The organism is Pseudomonas sp. GW821-FHT07E12, from assembly GCF_058986605.1.
This window is the reverse complement of record NZ_JBYSVX010000002.1, coordinates 256,162-271,889: the sequence shown is the minus strand read 5'-3', so window position 1 is coordinate 271,889 and position 15,728 is coordinate 256,162. Positions and strand designations below refer to the sequence as shown.

General features: G+C 56.7%; 12 protein-coding genes. All 12 read left to right on the top strand.

Translation table 11 applies throughout. The features are described 5' to 3' along the window. Positions 1–166 precede the first annotated feature (166 nt). Positions 167–961, top strand: a complete 795-nt coding sequence (locus AC3WJE_RS02705; protein ID WP_493729233.1) for an ABC transporter permease — start codon at positions 167–169, stop codon at positions 959–961. Continuing rightward, positions 958–2,256: an ABC transporter ATP-binding protein gene (locus AC3WJE_RS02700; RefSeq protein WP_493729232.1), complete on the top strand. Its 1,299-nt coding sequence runs from the start codon at positions 958–960 to the stop codon at positions 2,254–2,256. Before AC3WJE_RS02705 ends, AC3WJE_RS02700 begins: the two co-directional genes overlap by 4 nt. Before the next feature lie 53 nt (positions 2,257–2,309). Then, the gene (locus tag AC3WJE_RS02695; protein ID WP_493729231.1) at positions 2,310–4,595 is read left to right on the top strand and encodes a methyltransferase domain-containing protein; all 2,286 of its coding nucleotides are present in this window, start codon (positions 2,310–2,312) and stop codon (positions 4,593–4,595) included. After that, complete coding sequence (locus AC3WJE_RS02690) at positions 4,595–7,141, top strand: glycosyltransferase family 4 protein (RefSeq protein ID WP_493729230.1); 2,547 nt, start codon at positions 4,595–4,597, stop codon at positions 7,139–7,141. The genes AC3WJE_RS02695 and AC3WJE_RS02690 overlap by 1 nt, the downstream gene beginning before the upstream one ends. A 120-nt stretch (positions 7,142–7,261) precedes the next feature. Beyond that, entirely contained in the window at positions 7,262–8,302 is a 1,041-nt protein-coding gene (gene gmd, locus AC3WJE_RS02685; protein ID WP_493729229.1) for a GDP-mannose 4,6-dehydratase, read from the top strand. Then, entirely contained in the window at positions 8,302–9,213 is a 912-nt protein-coding gene (locus AC3WJE_RS02680) for an NAD-dependent epimerase/dehydratase family protein (RefSeq protein ID WP_493729228.1), read from the top strand. The genes gmd and AC3WJE_RS02680 overlap by 1 nt, the downstream gene beginning before the upstream one ends. A 204-nt stretch (positions 9,214–9,417) precedes the next feature. Beyond that, the gene (locus tag AC3WJE_RS02675) at positions 9,418–10,341 is read left to right on the top strand and encodes a UDP-glucuronic acid decarboxylase family protein (protein ID WP_493729227.1); all 924 of its coding nucleotides are present in this window, start codon (positions 9,418–9,420) and stop codon (positions 10,339–10,341) included. Beyond that, positions 10,338–11,294 carry a glycosyltransferase gene (locus AC3WJE_RS02670; RefSeq protein ID WP_493729226.1) on the top strand — a complete coding sequence of 319 codons (957 nt, stop codon included), beginning with the start codon at positions 10,338–10,340 and terminating at the stop codon, positions 11,292–11,294. The genes AC3WJE_RS02675 and AC3WJE_RS02670 overlap by 4 nt, the downstream gene beginning before the upstream one ends. Further along, complete coding sequence (locus AC3WJE_RS02665; RefSeq protein ID WP_493729225.1) at positions 11,278–11,676, top strand: GtrA family protein; 399 nt, start codon at positions 11,278–11,280, stop codon at positions 11,674–11,676. The genes AC3WJE_RS02670 and AC3WJE_RS02665 overlap by 17 nt, the downstream gene beginning before the upstream one ends. Further along, positions 11,673–12,272, top strand: coding sequence for a hypothetical protein (locus AC3WJE_RS02660; RefSeq protein ID WP_493729224.1), 600 nt, complete (start codon positions 11,673–11,675; stop codon positions 12,270–12,272). Before AC3WJE_RS02665 ends, AC3WJE_RS02660 begins: the two co-directional genes overlap by 4 nt. A 22-nt stretch (positions 12,273–12,294) precedes the next feature. Then, the gene (locus tag AC3WJE_RS02655; RefSeq protein WP_493729223.1) at positions 12,295–14,355 is read left to right on the top strand and encodes a hypothetical protein; all 2,061 of its coding nucleotides are present in this window, start codon (positions 12,295–12,297) and stop codon (positions 14,353–14,355) included. Between the two features lie 34 nt (positions 14,356–14,389). Next, positions 14,390–15,715, top strand: a complete 1,326-nt coding sequence (locus AC3WJE_RS02650; RefSeq protein ID WP_493729264.1) for a hypothetical protein — start codon at positions 14,390–14,392, stop codon at positions 15,713–15,715. The last annotated feature ends 13 nt before the right edge of the window (positions 15,716–15,728 follow it).

Here is a 15,728-nt window from a genome sequence, read left to right as displayed (position 1 = left end):
GCCTGTCTGCGTCCGGAGCAATCACGTCAGTGTTTGATACCGCTCTTCGTATTTGGATGGGGTTTGCCCGCATGTCGCTTTGGCTGCGCCGATACGCTCGGTGTCTGCGTCCCGTTTTAGTTAGTGGATATGCGGCCATCGGCTCCGCCCCCGGGAACCTTCCTGCATGAAAGACATGTTTCGGGCCCTATGGGCATATCGCCACTTCATCTTGTCATCGATCAACAACGAACTGCGGGCCAGGTTCGTTAGGAGCAAGCTTGGTGCCCTATGGATGATCATTCATCCGATGATGCAGGTGCTGATCTTCGCGACGATCCTGTCCGAAGTACTGTCGGCCAAGCTTCCGGGGGTCAACAGCAAATACGCTTATGCGCTGTACCTGATGTCGGGCACGCTGTGTTGGAGTCTGTTTTCGGAGACCATCTTCAAATGTGTTGGGTTGTTCGTGGACAACGGCAATCTCATGAAGAAGGTCGCGTTCCCGAGGATCTGCCTGCCTTTCATCGCCGGTGGAGCGATGCTCGTCAACAACGTCCTGTTGCTGGTCGCGATCTTCGTGGTGTTTGCGGTGCTCGGGCACTTTCCTCAGATACAGGCTCTCTGGCTTCCGTTACTGATTCTGCTCACATTGTGTTTTGCCATGTCGGTGGGATTGCTGTTGGGGGTGATGAACGTTTTCATGCGTGATATCAGTCAGGTCGTTCCAGTCGTGTTACAGGCCCTCTTCTGGTTCACTCCGATCGTATACAACATCCAGATATTCCCCGAAGGCGTCCGGCATTGGTTCCAGTTCAATCCGCTCTATCCGCTGGTAACCAGTTATCAGAACGTGCTGCTCTATGACACGCCGCCGCTTTGGGCCGATCTGGCTTGGATGATCGTGGCTACTGCCGTGTTGGCCTTTGTTTCACTCGTAATGTTCCGACGGGCGAGTGCCGAAATGGCGGATGCACTATGAGCGGCGAGTTGCATGTTGACGGCGTTGGCAAGTCCTATCGCGTATGGGGGAGCGAATGGTTGCGTATGGCTACCTGGTTCGGACTCTCGGCCAAGCCACGCGAAGAGCATTGGATCCTGCGCGACGTCTCGTTCTCGATCGGGCCGGGTGAATCGGTTGGCGTGGTTGGACGCAACGGTGCCGGTAAGAGCACTCTGCTGAAGTTGATCACTGGGACGACACAACCGACCGAAGGTCAGGTGCACCGGCGTGGCCGGATTGCCGCGATCCTGGAATTGGGCATGGGGTTCAATCCCGATCTGACCGGGCGTCAGAATGCCTACCATTCTGCGGGTCTGATGGGTTATGCGCAGGAGCAAATCGAAGCAGCGATACCGTTGATCCAGGAGTTCGCTGAGATCGGCGAATATTTTGACGAACCTGTCCGCACCTACTCCAGTGGCATGCAAGTGCGGGTGGCGTTTGCTGTGGCGACCGCATTTCGCCCCGATATCCTCATCGTGGACGAGGCGCTGTCGGTGGGCGACGCTTACTTTCAGGCCAAATGCTTCAAGCGCATCCAGGAGTTCAAGGAGCAGGGAGCCACGTTGATCCTCGTAAGTCACGCGATCGGTGACATTGTTAAGCACTGTGAGCGAGCGATTTTCATCAAGGATGGTGGTGTGTTTGCCGATGGACCATCGCGTGAAGTATCCAACCTCTATCTGGATGAATTGTTCGGGAAGAAGCGCAACGCCAAAGCGATAAGCGGAAAGGCTGACGCCGAACCCTCTGCCGTGACCCGTGCGCTGGATCAGGAGGCAATCGATGCTTACCACCTGCGTCCCTATTACAACAAGGGCGAGCATCGGTGGGGAGAGGGCGGTGCCAGGATAATCGACTTCGCGATCACGCGTGACGAGGAAGTATTTCCTGCACAACTGGTCAGTGGCGACGTTATCGATATCATGATCAAGGTCCAGTTCGACGCGGATGTCGACAGCATCGTGCCGGGTCTGCTCATCAAGACCCTGGAAGGCATCTTTCTTTACGGCACAAACTCGTTTCTATCGTCCAAAGGGCGCGAGCGGTTGGTGGGGCGGGCAGGAGAGATCGCGATCTATCGCTTCACCGTGCCGTTGACGCTCAATGCCGGACATTATCTTCTCTCGTTCGGGATCTCGTCCGGAGACCCGTTGCATGAGCTGATTCCGCTGGACCGCCGTTATGACTCGGTTCTGCTGGATATATCCAATGCGATGCCGTTCTGGGGCATCGTCGACATGCAGGCGGGGTTCGATGCCGTCCAGAGCTGACATGCGTGCAAGGGGTGCGCGACTGAGAATTTCCCCTATTCACGGATTTGACCATGACTGATATTCAAGCGTCGACTGAAGCCGGAATCGAGGTGCTGGTCGCTGCGTTGCCGGAAAAGTACCAGCCGATCTACGGTATGCCTGCGTTGTCCGATGGCAGTTCCCGTAGCTGCGAGGATCGTCTCGAGCAGATCCAGCAGGTTGCGGATGCACTGGAGGCTGAGCTCGGCCGGCCGCTGCGCGTGCTTGATCTGGGATGTGCACAGGGCTTTTTCTCGTTGAATTTGGCCGCCCGTGGATACAGCGTGCGGGGCATCGATTTCCTGCAGCAGAATGTTGACGTCTGCAGGGGGCTGGCGCGTCTGCATGAATTGGACGATGCAAGGTTCGAGTGCGGCATCATCGAGGATGCCATTGGTGGCCTTGTAGCCGACGACTATGACTTGGTGCTTGGGCTGAGCGTCTTCCATCATCTGGTTTACCAGCATGGTCTCCCGACTGTGGTTGCGCTGGTAACTGCGCTTGCTCAGAAGATCAAGGTGGGTATCTACGAACTTGCGCTGCGTGGGGAGCCGCTGTATTGGGCGCCGGCGCAGCCTGAGAATCCAGCCGAGATCCTGTGTGGTTACGCATTCGAGCGAGTTCTGTCGGTCCAGGGAACCCATCTATCCGGCATCGGCCGCCCTCTTTACTTCGCCAGCAACAGGTACTGGTACTTGGGGGGGCAGTTTCGTCCATTCGAATCCTGGAGTCGGGAGTCCCATGGCTTCGCGATGGGTAGTCATCAGAACACGCGTCGTTATTATTTCGGCGATGGGGTAATGGTGAAATGGCTATCGCTCGAGAACCCCGATCTCACCGTTCCCAATCTGGTCGAGTATCACAACGAGGTGGCCTTCCTCACGACAGGGGCGCCTGAGGGATTCAGGGCGCCTGCCCTGTTGTTCCACGAGAATGATGGGCGCAGCCTCTGGGTGGTGCGCGAAACGTTGCCGGGCGAGATTCTATCGAAGCTGATTTCGCAGCATGTGGCTTACGCATACGAAGACATCATCGACGGACTGCTGGATCAGTTGGTGGTCCTGGAAGCCGTTGGCCTTTATCACAACGACGTACGCTGCTGGAACGTGTTGATCTCCGATGAGGGGGTGTCGCTCATTGACTACGGTGCGATTTCCTCGAACGCCAAAGACTGTACTTGGCCAGAGGATCTCATCCTGGCGTTTCTGATCACGGTGCGTGAGATTGTTCATTCCCACTTGGTGGAACCGATCCCGATCCGGCGACCGCAGCTCAGCGTGGCGGTCTTGCCTGTGCGCTACCGCAATGCCTTCATCCGGCTGTTCGCGTTGGAGCGTAAGGAGTGGAGTTATAGCCGCCTACGTGAGTTTATTCGTGGAGATAATGGAAGCCCACTGCCGGTACCGACTTGGAACGAACTGGTTTCGACGATAGAGCGGGGGGCGGGCCGATTTGAACAGGCATTGGCATCAAGCCGTCAACAAGAACGCGATCTGATCGGTCGACTGGATGGCGGTGCGGAGCGTTGGCGTGCGGAATCTGCCAAGTTCGAAGCAGAAGCAGCTGCGCTCCGAGAAGGCCAGGCTTCGGCAGGGGCGGAGCTGGCTCTTGCCCGGCAGCAGGTTCGTGAATTTCAGGACGAATGTGCGAAGCTGCAAGAGCAGCAAGCCACTATGGCGGCTGATCTCGCAGAGTGGCAAGGACGTGCTGAACGTCTTCAGAGCCTGGCAGCGAACCTGAGACAGGTGCATGACCTGAGCACGGTGGAGCTTGAACTGTTCGAGGAAAAGACTCGAATGGCCAAGCGCATTAGCAATGAGGTGGATACAAAGGTGCTTGCATTGCAAGCCGAGCTCAATGCTTCGCTAAGTAACGCACACCATTGGTACCTGAGGTCTACCGAGTTCGAGCAGCAGCTGGGGCGGCTTTATGCCAGCAGCTCCTGGCGGCTCACTCGTCCTTTTAGAGGGGTATTCAGGGTGGTGCGCTATCCGCGCCATTACGCGCGGACGGGAATTATCGGTCTGATGCATCGCGTGCAGCGGCATCCGGCACTCATGCGAGCAGCGGGTCATCTGACGAAGTTGGTCCCGCCGCTCCATAGACGCCTCGTGGGGCTGGCTCTCGACAACGGTGTAGGGGGGGCAGTTGCGGCATATGTCGAACCCACGTTCGAGTCCCAGTCCCTGGGTCAAGTGGTGAATCTACAGGGGATGGAACCTGTTGAGGCTATGGAAATGCTCTCGATCCGTGGCCGTGCGCTATATGCGAAGATGAGAGAGGGCGGAGTGAAGGGCAGCAGTGGGGCGCAGGACTGATGCGTATTGTGATGGATCTCCAGGGGGCGCAATCAGAGAGCCGCTTCCGTGGAATAGGGCGTTACACCTTGTCACTGGCGTTGGCAGCAGCGCGATGCTCGCGCAGCCACGATATCCACTTGGTACTCAATGGCGCTTTCGCCGAGACTGTGCCGGCTATTCGTGATGCGTTCCGGGGCTTGGTGCCTCAGCAGAACATCCACGTCTGGCATGTGCCGCTTCCCGTTGAGGGCATGAACCAGGGCAATGTCGCTCGCATCCGTCGCGCCGAACTTGTCAGAGAGGCGACGATCGCTGCACTGGAGCCCGACCTGGTCCATGTGTCAAGCCTGTTCGATGGGTATGGCGATCATTCGGTGACGAGTGTTGGCCAACTGTTTGAGTTGCCGACTGTAGTTACGATGTATGACCTCATTCCACTTAAGAACCCCGGCACTTATCTGGATCCGGCTCCTGCCTACAAGGAGTTCTACCAGGACAAGCTCGCGTACTTGAAACGTGCGAACGGCCTGTTGGCGATTTCGGAGAGCGCCGCGACCGAGGCGGTCGATATGCTTGATGTGCCGGCACATGCGCTATTCAATATTTCAGCGGCGTGCGACACGACCTTCTTCCCGCTCTCTCCAGATGCCCCGATCATCGCAGAGGTTCGGGGGAAGTTTGGGATCGAGGCAGATTTCATCCTGTACTCGGGAGGTTCAGACGTACGCAAGAATCTACATCGGTTGGTCGATGCGTATGCGCAGTTGCGCTTGCGGCAGCGTAAGTATTGTCGGTTGGTTTTCGCTGGGCGTATCCCGCAAGCGCATGTTGATGAGCTGCTTGCGCGCGGTGCCGCAGCGGGCCTGGATGCCGGTGAGCTGGTGTTTACCGGTTATGTGACGGATGAGGAACTGCGTGCACTCTATAGTGAATGCAAGTTCTTCGTGTTTCCCTCCTGGCATGAGGGCTTTGGCCTTCCGGTTCTGGAGGCAATGGCGTGCGGTGCGGCGGTGTTGGCGTCGGATGCTTCCAGCATCCGTGAGATTGCCCAGTATCGGAATGCCCTGTTCGATCCCTTCGATGTGGACTCTATCCGCGAACGAATGGCTCATTATCTGGATAGCGATACTGAGCTTGCAGAACTGCGTGCCTATTCTCGTGAGCGTGCGGCTTCGTTTTCGTGGGAGCGCGTGGCGGAGGCATTCTGGGATGCATGCGAGCAAATTCATGCCGAGACGGAAAACAAGCTCCGGCTCAGTCGCGCGGAGGTCATGGAAGCATTGGAAGCGGGTCTGGTCCAGTATCCCGTCGAGACTGACTGTGAATTGATGGCGCTGGCCGATGCGGTTGACCGGTCGATCCCGCCACCGGAGCCCAAGATCATCATTGATGTCACCGAGCTGGCAGCAGAGGATCGGGGGACGGGCATTCAACGGGTCACTCGGGCCATTGTCGCCGAATGGGGCGAGCGCCCCCCGGAAGGCTATCGCATTCAATTGGTACGGATGGATAGGCAGCGTCGAGCCTATGTTTGTGCCAATGTCTATGCCAGCGGTCTGCTGGGATACGCTGAGGGAGACGCGGATGCTCCCTTGGTCTGCCACGCTGGCGATATCTTCCTCGGCTTGGACCTGGTCGGTGAATGTGTATCGCTGCTGCCGGAATGGTTCGAGTATTTCTCCAATGCGGGTGTCCGTATTGCCTTCGTTGTCTACGACATTCTGCCGATCCGCAATCCCGAGTGGTGGCCGGGCGAAGGATGGCGTCACCACGAACGTTGGTTGAGCGGCGTCATTGATGTTTCCGATGCGCTGCTATGCATTTCGAAGGCGACGGCTGACGATGTCTTGACATGGATGGACGAGAAGAATGTGCAGCATCGTCCGGTAATCGATTGGTTCCATCTGGGAGCCGATCTGGAGGGGAGTGCACCCAGCCGTGGTATGCCAGAGGAAGGGGCTGCGTTGATCCAGCGGTTGGAGGGGGCGGTAAGTTTCCTGATGGTAGGCACCATTGAGCCACGCAAGGGGTATGCTCAGGTGCTGGATGCCTTCGAGCGGTTATGGGCTGAAGGCGAGGATGCGATGCTGGTCATAGTTGGCAAGAAGGGATGGTTGGTTGACGATCTCTGCGACAGGCTCTCACGGCATCCCGAGCGCGGGGGGCGCCTGTTCTGGCTGAATGGTGTCAGCGACGAGTTCCTCGAGCATTTATATGGTGCCTGCAGCTGTCTGTTAGCGGCATCGTTCGCGGAGGGGTTTGGTCTGCCCCTGATCGAGGCCGCACAGCGCCGAATGCCGGTTCTGGCGCGTGATATTCCAGTGTTCAGGGAGGTTGCTGGCTCCTGCGCCAGTTACTTTGACGGGGCATCGCCCATCGGCCTGCACGACGCCATCCGGACTTGGAGTCTGTCCTTCCGCGAGGGTGTGCATCCGCGGACCGATGCGATGCCTTGGCTGACATGGCAGCAGAGTGCTGAGCGACTTACGCGGGCCATGATGGCTTCTGTCGGCAATGCGGGGCCGACGAGTATTGCCGGGCCCGAAGTAGGTAATGCGTTATGATGCGTTCCGGCCTATCTCTGATCCCCGCGCAAGGATGATGCAGGCGGCGGTTCGCGCCAGACTCGCCATGAATTGGTTTGGCATGGATTTCCTTAAAACCCAGTTTCGACGAGAAAAAGAATGAGCAAGAAAAGTGCAATTATTACGGGTATCACTGGGCAGGATGGTGCATACCTGTCGCAACTGCTGTTGGAGAAGGGCTATGAGGTATATGGCACCTATCGCCGCTCCAGCTCGGTGAATTTTTGGCGCATCGAAGAGCTCGGTATCGAGCGTCACCCCAATCTGCATTTGGTCGAATACGATTTGACCGACCTCTCGTCAAGCATTCGCCTGCTGCAGACCACGGGGGCCCAGGAGGTGTACAACCTCGCAGCGCAGAGCTTCGTCGGCGTATCTTTCGATCAGCCTCTCACGACTGCGGATATCACCGGCATCGGTGCGGTGAATCTGTTGGAGGCAATTCGCATTGTCGACCCGAAGATCCGCTTTTACCAGGCATCTACCTCAGAGATGTTTGGCAAGGTCCAGGCCATCCCGCAGGTAGAGGAAACTCCTTTCTACCCGCGCAGTCCTTATGGCGTGGCTAAACTTTATGCGCACTGGATGACGGTTAATTATCGTGAGTCCTACGGTATATTTGCGACCAGCGGCATCTTGTTCAACCACGAATCTCCGCTGCGCGCCCGCGAATTCGTGACCCGTAAAATCACCGACTCCATTGCCAAGATCAAACTTGGCAAGCTCGACTTGCTGGAGCTCGGCAATCTTGATGCCAAGCGTGACTGGGGATTTGCCAAGGAATACGTCGAAGGGATGTGGCGGATGCTGCAGGTGGATGAGCCGGATACATATGTTCTGGCCACCAACCGTACCGAGACCGTTCGCGACTTCGTGAATCTTGCGGCAAAGGCGGCGGATATCGAGATTGCGTGGAAGGGCGAAGCCGAGGCGGAGCATGGCTTCGATGTTGCTACTGGCAAGACGATTGTGGCCATCAACCCCAGGTTCTATCGACCCGCCGAGGTCGATCTGCTGATCGGTGATCCGGCCAAGGCCAAGGCCAAGCTTGGTTGGGAGCCGAAGACGACGCTGGAAGAATTGAGTCGGATGATGGTTGAGGCGGATTTGCGTCGTAACCAGCAGGGCTTTTCGTTCTGATGAGCGGTTTGTCCAGGCGTGTCCTGCTAACCGGAGCCAGCGGATTCACTGGCCGCTACATGCGGGCGGAGCTATTGGCGCATGGTTATGAAGTCGTCGGCACGGGTCGCCGTTCCGACGATGGTGCTGATGACGATGTGCGTTTGGTGCATGTGGACCTTTGCGATAGGGAAGCAGTTGCCTCGCTTGTCGCCGAGGTGCGGCCGGAGATCGTGATCCATCTGGCCGCTCTGGCGTTCGTTGGTCATGGCAATGCGAACGATTTCTACAATGTCAACTTGATCGGCACGCGAAATCTCCTGGAGGTGCTGGCGGCGATGGATAGCCCGCCGACTCGGGTCTTGCTGGCCAGTAGCGCGAATGTATATGGCAATGCTTCGGAGGGGACGCTCAGTGAGCTCACGCCGGCGGCGCCGGCGAATGACTATGCGGTGAGCAAGTTGGCGATGGAGTTCGCTGCACGTCTGTGGAGTGAGCGCCTGCCGATCATCATGGTTCGGCCCTTCAACTACACAGGGGTGGGGCAGGCGGAAAATTTCCTGGTTCCCAAGATCGTGGCGCACTATCGTCGACGTGAGGCGAGCATCGAGCTCGGGAACCTGGACGTATCGCGCGATTTCAGTGATGTGCGCAGTGTGGTCGAGGCATATCGGCGCCTGATCGAAGCGCCTGTGGCCGTTGGCAGAACGGTCAATGTGTGTTCGGGGCGCGCGCACTCGCTTCGTGAAATTCTGGACTTTTGCGCGACGATCACCGGGCATTCCTTGCAGGTGCATGTGAATCCGGCCCTTGTCAGGAGCAATGAGGTCAAGGTCCTGCGTGGTGCCAACGGCGCGTTACGTGACTTGATCGGGGCATGGGACTGTGCGCCGCTTTCCGAAACGCTCCAGTGGATGCTCGCGGCCGAGTGACGGTGCTCGATGCTCGAATGCCGAGCACTGCTCATGGCAGGTCATTGTTTGTGACGCCGCTGATGCACTCGTTCTGATATGCCATATAATCCCGGAATCTGTCACTGACTGGCGGTAGCGGTCATCCTGTATCGCAGGATGGGGTCGCAACCGTCCCGTGCAATTCTGAGGATCGATATGTCGGGGAATGGCTATAGGGTGCTAGTGACTGGCGGTGCCGGTTTCCTGGGTTCCCATCTGTGTGATCGTCTGATTGCCTCTGGGCAAGACGTACTTTGCGTCGATAACTTCTATACCGGCAGCAAAGACAATGTCATGGGGCTGATCGGCAATCCGAAGTTCGAGCTGATGCGCCACGACGTCACGTTTCCGCTCTACGTCGAGGTCGACAGGATCTACAACCTGGCCTGCCCGGCATCGCCGATCCATTACCAGTACGACCCGGTCCAGACCACCAAGACCAGCGTTCATGGCGCGATCAACATGCTGGGCCTCGCCAAGCGCGTCAAGGCCCGGATCCTGCAAGCCAGCACCAGCGAGGTCTATGGTGACCCGGAAATCCATCCACAGGTGGAAAGCTACTGGGGGCGTGTCAATCCCGTAGGCATTCGGAGTTGCTACGACGAGGGGAAGCGCTGCGCCGAAACACTTTTCTTCGATTACTGGCGCCAGCATGCGCTGGAAATCAAGGTCATGCGTATCTTCAATACCTATGGGCCACGCATGCATCCCAATGATGGCCGTGTCGTCAGCAACTTCATTGTGCAGGCGCTGAAGGGCGAGCCGATTACCATCTACGGCGACGGCACTCAGACGCGCAGTTTCTGTTATGTCGACGACCTGGTCGAAGGCATGCTGCGGTTGATGGAAAGCCCTGGCGATTTCACTGGTCCCGTGAACATCGGCAATCCGGGTGAGTTCACCATGCTGCAGCTGGCGGAAACGGTGTTGAAGCTGGTAGGGGGTACATCAAAGATCATATTTCAGCCATTGCCTTCTGACGATCCGAAACAGCGGCAGCCGGATATCAGTCTGGCTAAATCCCGATTGGGTTGGGAGCCCAAGGTCACGCTGGAAGATGGGCTCAAGGAAACGATCGCTTATTTCAGGAAGCGCCTCGAACAATGACTTCCCCTGCCACCCCCTCACTCGTCGTCGTTATGCCTGTCTTCGAGGATGTGGAGGCCTCAAGTCAGTTGTTCAGAGAGCTGGCCCGGACACAGGGGCAGGATGTCTACGTCGTGGCCGTCGATGATGGTTCGGTACGGCAGCCTTTGGAACCCGGTGCCATTGCAGTTGCTGGCCTCGATGGCGTGGTGATCAGATTGCGGCGAAACGTGGGGCATCAACGTGCCATTGCGATTGGGCTCAGCTATGTAGCTGACCACTTCGGCGATGAGCAGCGCGTGGTGGTAATGGATTCCGACGGGGAGGATACCCCTGAAAGCATCACCGAATTGATAAGAGGGCTGGATTCTCCGCAGGTTGATGTGGTTGTGGCGACGCGCAAGAGCCGCGTGGAGACACTAAGGTTCCGCACGTTCTACGTGGTCTACAAATGGCTATTTTCCCTGCTGAGTGGCAGGAAGATTGGGTTTGGCAACTTCATGGCCGCCAAGATGTCTGCGGTACAGCGTCTGGCCTCGATGCAGGAGCTCTGGACCCACGTGGCTGCATGTGTGTTGAATTCGAAATTGAGGGTTTCCACGTGCGCGCTGGACCGGGGGGCTCGCTATGCAGGGCGTAGCAAGATGAACTTCGTGGGGTTGGCGCTGCATGGGTTCCGGGCACTGATGGTCTTTGCCGAGGACGTTCTGGTTCGTGTCGGTATAGCATGCACAGCGGTTGCCGGTCTTTCGGTGCTGGGTGGCGGGCTGGCGCTGGTGCTGAAGATGCTTGGTTTTGCCACTCCCGGCTGGTTCTCACTGGTCAGCGGCATCCTGCTTCTGGTGTTTCTGCAGACCGCCGCTCTGACGTTAATCGTGCTGATGATGTCGGGCATGATCAGGAGTGGCGGAGTGCTGAGTACCGGCACCTATAAGGACTTTCTGGCAGAGGTTATGCATGTCCGCAAAGCTTGATGCCGAGCTTCGGGGGCAACTCGTCCGGTATCTCATAAACGGACTCGCTGCTACTGCGATTCACTACGGCGTGCTGAGTTTCAACATGGAAGTGTTGGGCATGCGTTCGGCAGGTGTGGCAAACGGGATCGCAGCTATCTTCGGGATCACTGTTTCCTTTATCGGAAGTCGTTATTTCGTATTTCGGGCAAAACAGGGGCGCCTGGCCAGGCAGGGAATGTTGTTCCTGGGGACCTATGGATGCATTGCGCTGTTGCATGCAGGAATTCTGCATGTGTGGACGGACGTCTATCACCTGCACTATGCGTTGGGTTTCCTTCTGGCTACTGGCATTCAGGTGATGTCCAGCTTCGTTGCCAACAAATTCATGGTTTTCAAATGAACAAGTTTATTAAGGCGATGCTAGCCACGGCGGCGTTCATAGTTACGCTGCTGATTGTATATTACCTCCATATGCGCTATTTCAAGGTGAATGTGGTGTTCTATGCCAGTATCTTGGATGGTGTTCTTGCTGCGCTATTGATTGGAGGGCTTTTCGCCGCTCTGCGTCTGTTCAGGGGATTCACCTCGCTTGAAATCACCCAGTTGCTGGTCATCTGGCTCCTTGGTGGTTACCTGTTCGCGATCTCGGTTCCCACCGTGCTGGATCGCTCGCTTTCGTTCTATATCCTCGAGAAGTTGCAACAACGTGGTGGTGGAATACGTGAGGACGCTTTCAGGCAGGTATTCACTGACGAATACGTAAGAGAGCACCATCTCGTTGAGGTCCGGCTAACCGAACAGCTCCAATCTGGCACGATCTATATCCATGACGGTTGCGTGAGGCTAACCGACCGAGGAGAGCGGCTGGCTTCGTTCAGCAGATTCTTCCGCAAGAATCTGCTGCCAACCCAGCGTCTGTTGACGGGCCATTACACTGATGCGCTGACAGATCCATTTCGCGATAGTCATATGAGCTCGGACTATCGTTGCCAGTGAGTCGATCTGGGAAAAGAATTGAATGATCGAGGGCAAAAGGATTCAACGCTACGGAGCCACATCACCGGATCGTTGGCGCTGGTTTGCGCCACTGGCTCTGTTTGCACTGGGTTTTGGTCTGATAGCGCTTGCGCATACGCACTATCTCGCTGGAGTGCCGGGCGATCTGGGAGATGCTCGATTCAATGGGATCATCCTTGAGTACTTCTATCGCTGGGTGAGCGGTAGCGGGGAGCAGTTGATGAGTCCCGGGTTCTTCTACCCGATGCCTGGAGCCCTCGCCTTCAGTGACAATCATTGGGGGAGTGCATGGATCTATTCGATCTACCGTGCGGTTGGAGCTGATCGTTACGTCGCATACGATCTTTGGTATCTCACGGGGTATGTCCTCAACTTCGTGTCAATGCACATCGTGCTCCGCAAGTTGGGATACTCTGCAGTTGCAGGTGCGGTCGGTGCGTTTCTCTTTGCTTTCGGCATGCCGACTGTCGCGCGTGCGGACCATGCGCAGTTGGTCTATTGTTTCCCCGCGCCATTGGCACTTCTGCTCTGGGAGCGCTTCCGGCAGCAGGCCGACCCCCGGTTGCTCGGCTGCATGGCGCTGGTGGTGGCCGTACAGTTCTACATCTCCATTTACCTGGGTTACTTCCTCTGTCTTGTACTGTTAGCTTGGGTGGCTGCCCAGGCGTGGCTGGAACGTACACTTCCCATTGCTTTGTTCGCTGATACGTACCGACGGTGTATGAATCACCGGGGGAAGGCGTTGGTGACCGCTGTGATGCTGCTTCTGGCGTTGCTCAGCATCTTGTTCCTGATGTATCCGTACATCTATTACTCCAAGTTGTACGGATTCTCACGTAGTCCGGCGGACATCGCGACTATGCTGCCACGTATCCGTAGCTACTTTCTCGCGGATGCCTCCAGCTTTTGGCACGGGATGAGTGATCGTCTGGCAGGAGGGCTGCAGATGCGTCACGAACATCAGATGTTCGTGGGCATAGGTGCGTTGTCGCTGGCGTTCGCGGCGCTGTTCATGGATCGTTCGAGACGGGTGCGCACGGCGGGTTTCTGCCTGGTGCTTCTGATCGCCCTGACATTGAGCTTGAAAAACCAGTCGTTCTATTTGTTCTTTGCGGATTTCCCCGGTGTCAACTCGATCAGGGCAGTATCTCGCATCATCTTGATGATGATGTTGCCATTGGCCATCCTAGTTGCGGCTGCGGTAGATGCAGCAATGCGTAAAGGAATGCAGTGGCGTGCACTGGTTGCAGTGCTGTGCATTGTGATGGTATCGGAGTCCATCACGGCAAAGGCGCGGTTCTACCAGATTGATGAGGGCAAGACGCGTGCGGAGAAGGTCGCTGCCAAGGTGCCCGTCGAGCTGCCGAAGGATGCGGTGTTGTTTGTCCCCCAAGATGGAACCGATCCGTTCTACATGTTGGAACTGGATGGAATGCTATTGGCGCAGGAGCGGGGTGTAGGCACCTTGAACGGTTACTCCGGGAATTTCCCGCCTGGTTACGCCAACTGGGATCCTGCTGTGCAAGGCTGTACGCAGGCCAAGGCCCGGCTGGATGCCGCACGTCGTTTCAACAGCGAGCGTATTCATCAAGAATCCAATCGTAATCAACGGGGTGCGCTGTTCGTTGTCGGAGCCGAAAGGTGTATCGACGATAATCCAGCGGAGATTCCGTTCGATAAAATCGACGAGATAACGATTCATGTCGACTCGGTTGTGCGCGCCGGGCCAGATGCATGGCAAATCCAAACGACAGTCACCAATCGTAGCGACTATGACCTGCTTGGGTTGCCATCGGAGCATCCTCTTCGATTGTCATGGCGGATTCGAACAAAGAATGTAATCGATGCGAATGTCGGATGGGAATCGAGGGTCGAACTTGGGGCCGGAGTTGCCGTAGCCGCAGGACAGAGCCGCACAGTTGGATTCCTGGTCCAGGGGTCGGAAAAACAGCCCGATACACAACAGGTACTGGACATATCCCTGGTACAGGAGGGACGGGTATGGTTCCACGAGCAGGGCTTGACTCCTGCCACTATCAGTTTGCAGGGCTCTGCACCTTGATCCGGTGCATTTTGAGTGTTTGAGGGAGATGAGAATGGCAGGTAGACGGGCGGTGTTCGAATGGGCACTCATTTGCGTCGGTTTCGTCGTTCTGCTAGCAACGCTGCATCCAGTGGTGGGTGGGGACGGCTTGGTCAGATTTGCTGCCGTGCAAGCGCTAATGGGGGATGGCTCGTCGTTATCGAAGTTCTCCCTTGTCCAGCCAGTGCTTTCCCTGCCGCTAGCTTGGCTTGCTGACGTTTGGGGCGTTGAACGCATCATCTTAGTGGCCTATTTCAATGTGATGCTGTTCGGGATATTCGCTGTTCTGCTCTATGGTGAACTCGCCGTCAGGTATTCTGCTCGCATTGGTCGGGTCTGGCTTCTGCTGATGGCCTCGGCTTCGATGTTCCCGCATCACCTCCAGAATTATTATGGGGAGGTGTTGACCTCTCTCTTTATGTTTCTTGCCGTGCTGTGGATCGATCGTCGACCGCTTGCTTCGGTGCTGCTCTTCGGCCTGGGTTGCGCGAACACGCCCGCTCTGTTGCCACCATTGCTGGGATTTTCGGTGGCCTGGTTTCTTCTTGAAAGGAAGAAAACTCCGCTAGTGGCTTTCGCTGTCGCGGTGACGCTAGTTGCCGCGGAAATGTGGTTCAAGAAGAGCGGTGTGAATCAGGGCTACTTTTCTGACAATGAGCACGGCTTTAGGACTATTCTTCCTTATTCCGGTGAGCCGGGTTTCAGTTATCCGCTGGCATTTGGTTTGCTATCCATATTGTTCTCCATAGGCAAGGGAATCATATTCTTCATTCCTGCGTTGCTTCTCGGATTCTCGGGGCGCTTGAGGGCCTTAATAGGTCTCACCAAGAGCGGTACGGTGGTGGCGGTCTTGGCATTGGCATTACCTGTTCTGATGTATTCAAAGTGGTGGGCATGGTATGGAGGGAGCTTCTGGGGGCCGCGCTTTTTCCTGTTCATGTGCGCACCAGCCTGCTTGTTACTTGCGGTGGCTCTAACCACACAGGAGCGCGAACGGAGCAACTCCATCTGGATCCTTCTCGTGCTGCTGCTCTCTTCATGGGTGGCGCTCGATGGTTATGTCTTCGCCCAGAACAACATGGAAGCATGTTGGTCCGAAAATTACTCCAGGGAATACCTGTGCTGGTATGTGCCCGAGTTCAGTGCGCTATGGCGTCCTTTCGTTACGGGGAGTATCTGGAGCCTGTTCGCCGACCCGCGATGGCCCTTTGCCCTTTGGCATTTCGTGGTAGTGCTCTATTTGGCTGTCGTCTCCATGCGTGTGCCATTGAATGTGCGCGGGATGCTGCCAGGCTGCGCTGGGGATGAGCTGGGAGGAGGAAAGGGAGCCGCTGGATGAGCATTGGTAAGTC

Bases quoted from the DNA above. Each gene is read 5' to 3' on its own strand.
- AC3WJE_RS02690 (WP_493729230.1), top strand. From the start codon at position 4,595: ATGCGTATTGTGATGGATCTCCAGGGGGCGCAATCAGAGAGCCGCTTC.
- AC3WJE_RS02670 (WP_493729226.1), top strand. From the start codon at position 10,338: ATGACTTCCCCTGCCACCCCCTCACTCGTCGTCGTTATGCCTGTCTTC.
- AC3WJE_RS02705 (WP_493729233.1), top strand. From the start codon at position 167: ATGAAAGACATGTTTCGGGCCCTATGGGCATATCGCCACTTCATCTTG.
- AC3WJE_RS02695 (WP_493729231.1), top strand. From the start codon at position 2,310: ATGACTGATATTCAAGCGTCGACTGAAGCCGGAATCGAGGTGCTGGTC.
- AC3WJE_RS02655 (WP_493729223.1), top strand. From the start codon at position 12,295: ATGATCGAGGGCAAAAGGATTCAACGCTACGGAGCCACATCACCGGAT.
- gmd (WP_493729229.1), top strand. From the start codon at position 7,262: ATGAGCAAGAAAAGTGCAATTATTACGGGTATCACTGGGCAGGATGGT.
- AC3WJE_RS02650 (WP_493729264.1), top strand. From the start codon at position 14,390: ATGGCAGGTAGACGGGCGGTGTTCGAATGGGCACTCATTTGCGTCGGT.
- AC3WJE_RS02700 (WP_493729232.1), top strand. From the start codon at position 958: ATGAGCGGCGAGTTGCATGTTGACGGCGTTGGCAAGTCCTATCGCGTA.
- AC3WJE_RS02660 (WP_493729224.1), top strand. From the start codon at position 11,673: ATGAACAAGTTTATTAAGGCGATGCTAGCCACGGCGGCGTTCATAGTT.
- AC3WJE_RS02680 (WP_493729228.1), top strand. From the start codon at position 8,302: ATGAGCGGTTTGTCCAGGCGTGTCCTGCTAACCGGAGCCAGCGGATTC.
- AC3WJE_RS02665 (WP_493729225.1), top strand. From the start codon at position 11,278: ATGTCCGCAAAGCTTGATGCCGAGCTTCGGGGGCAACTCGTCCGGTAT.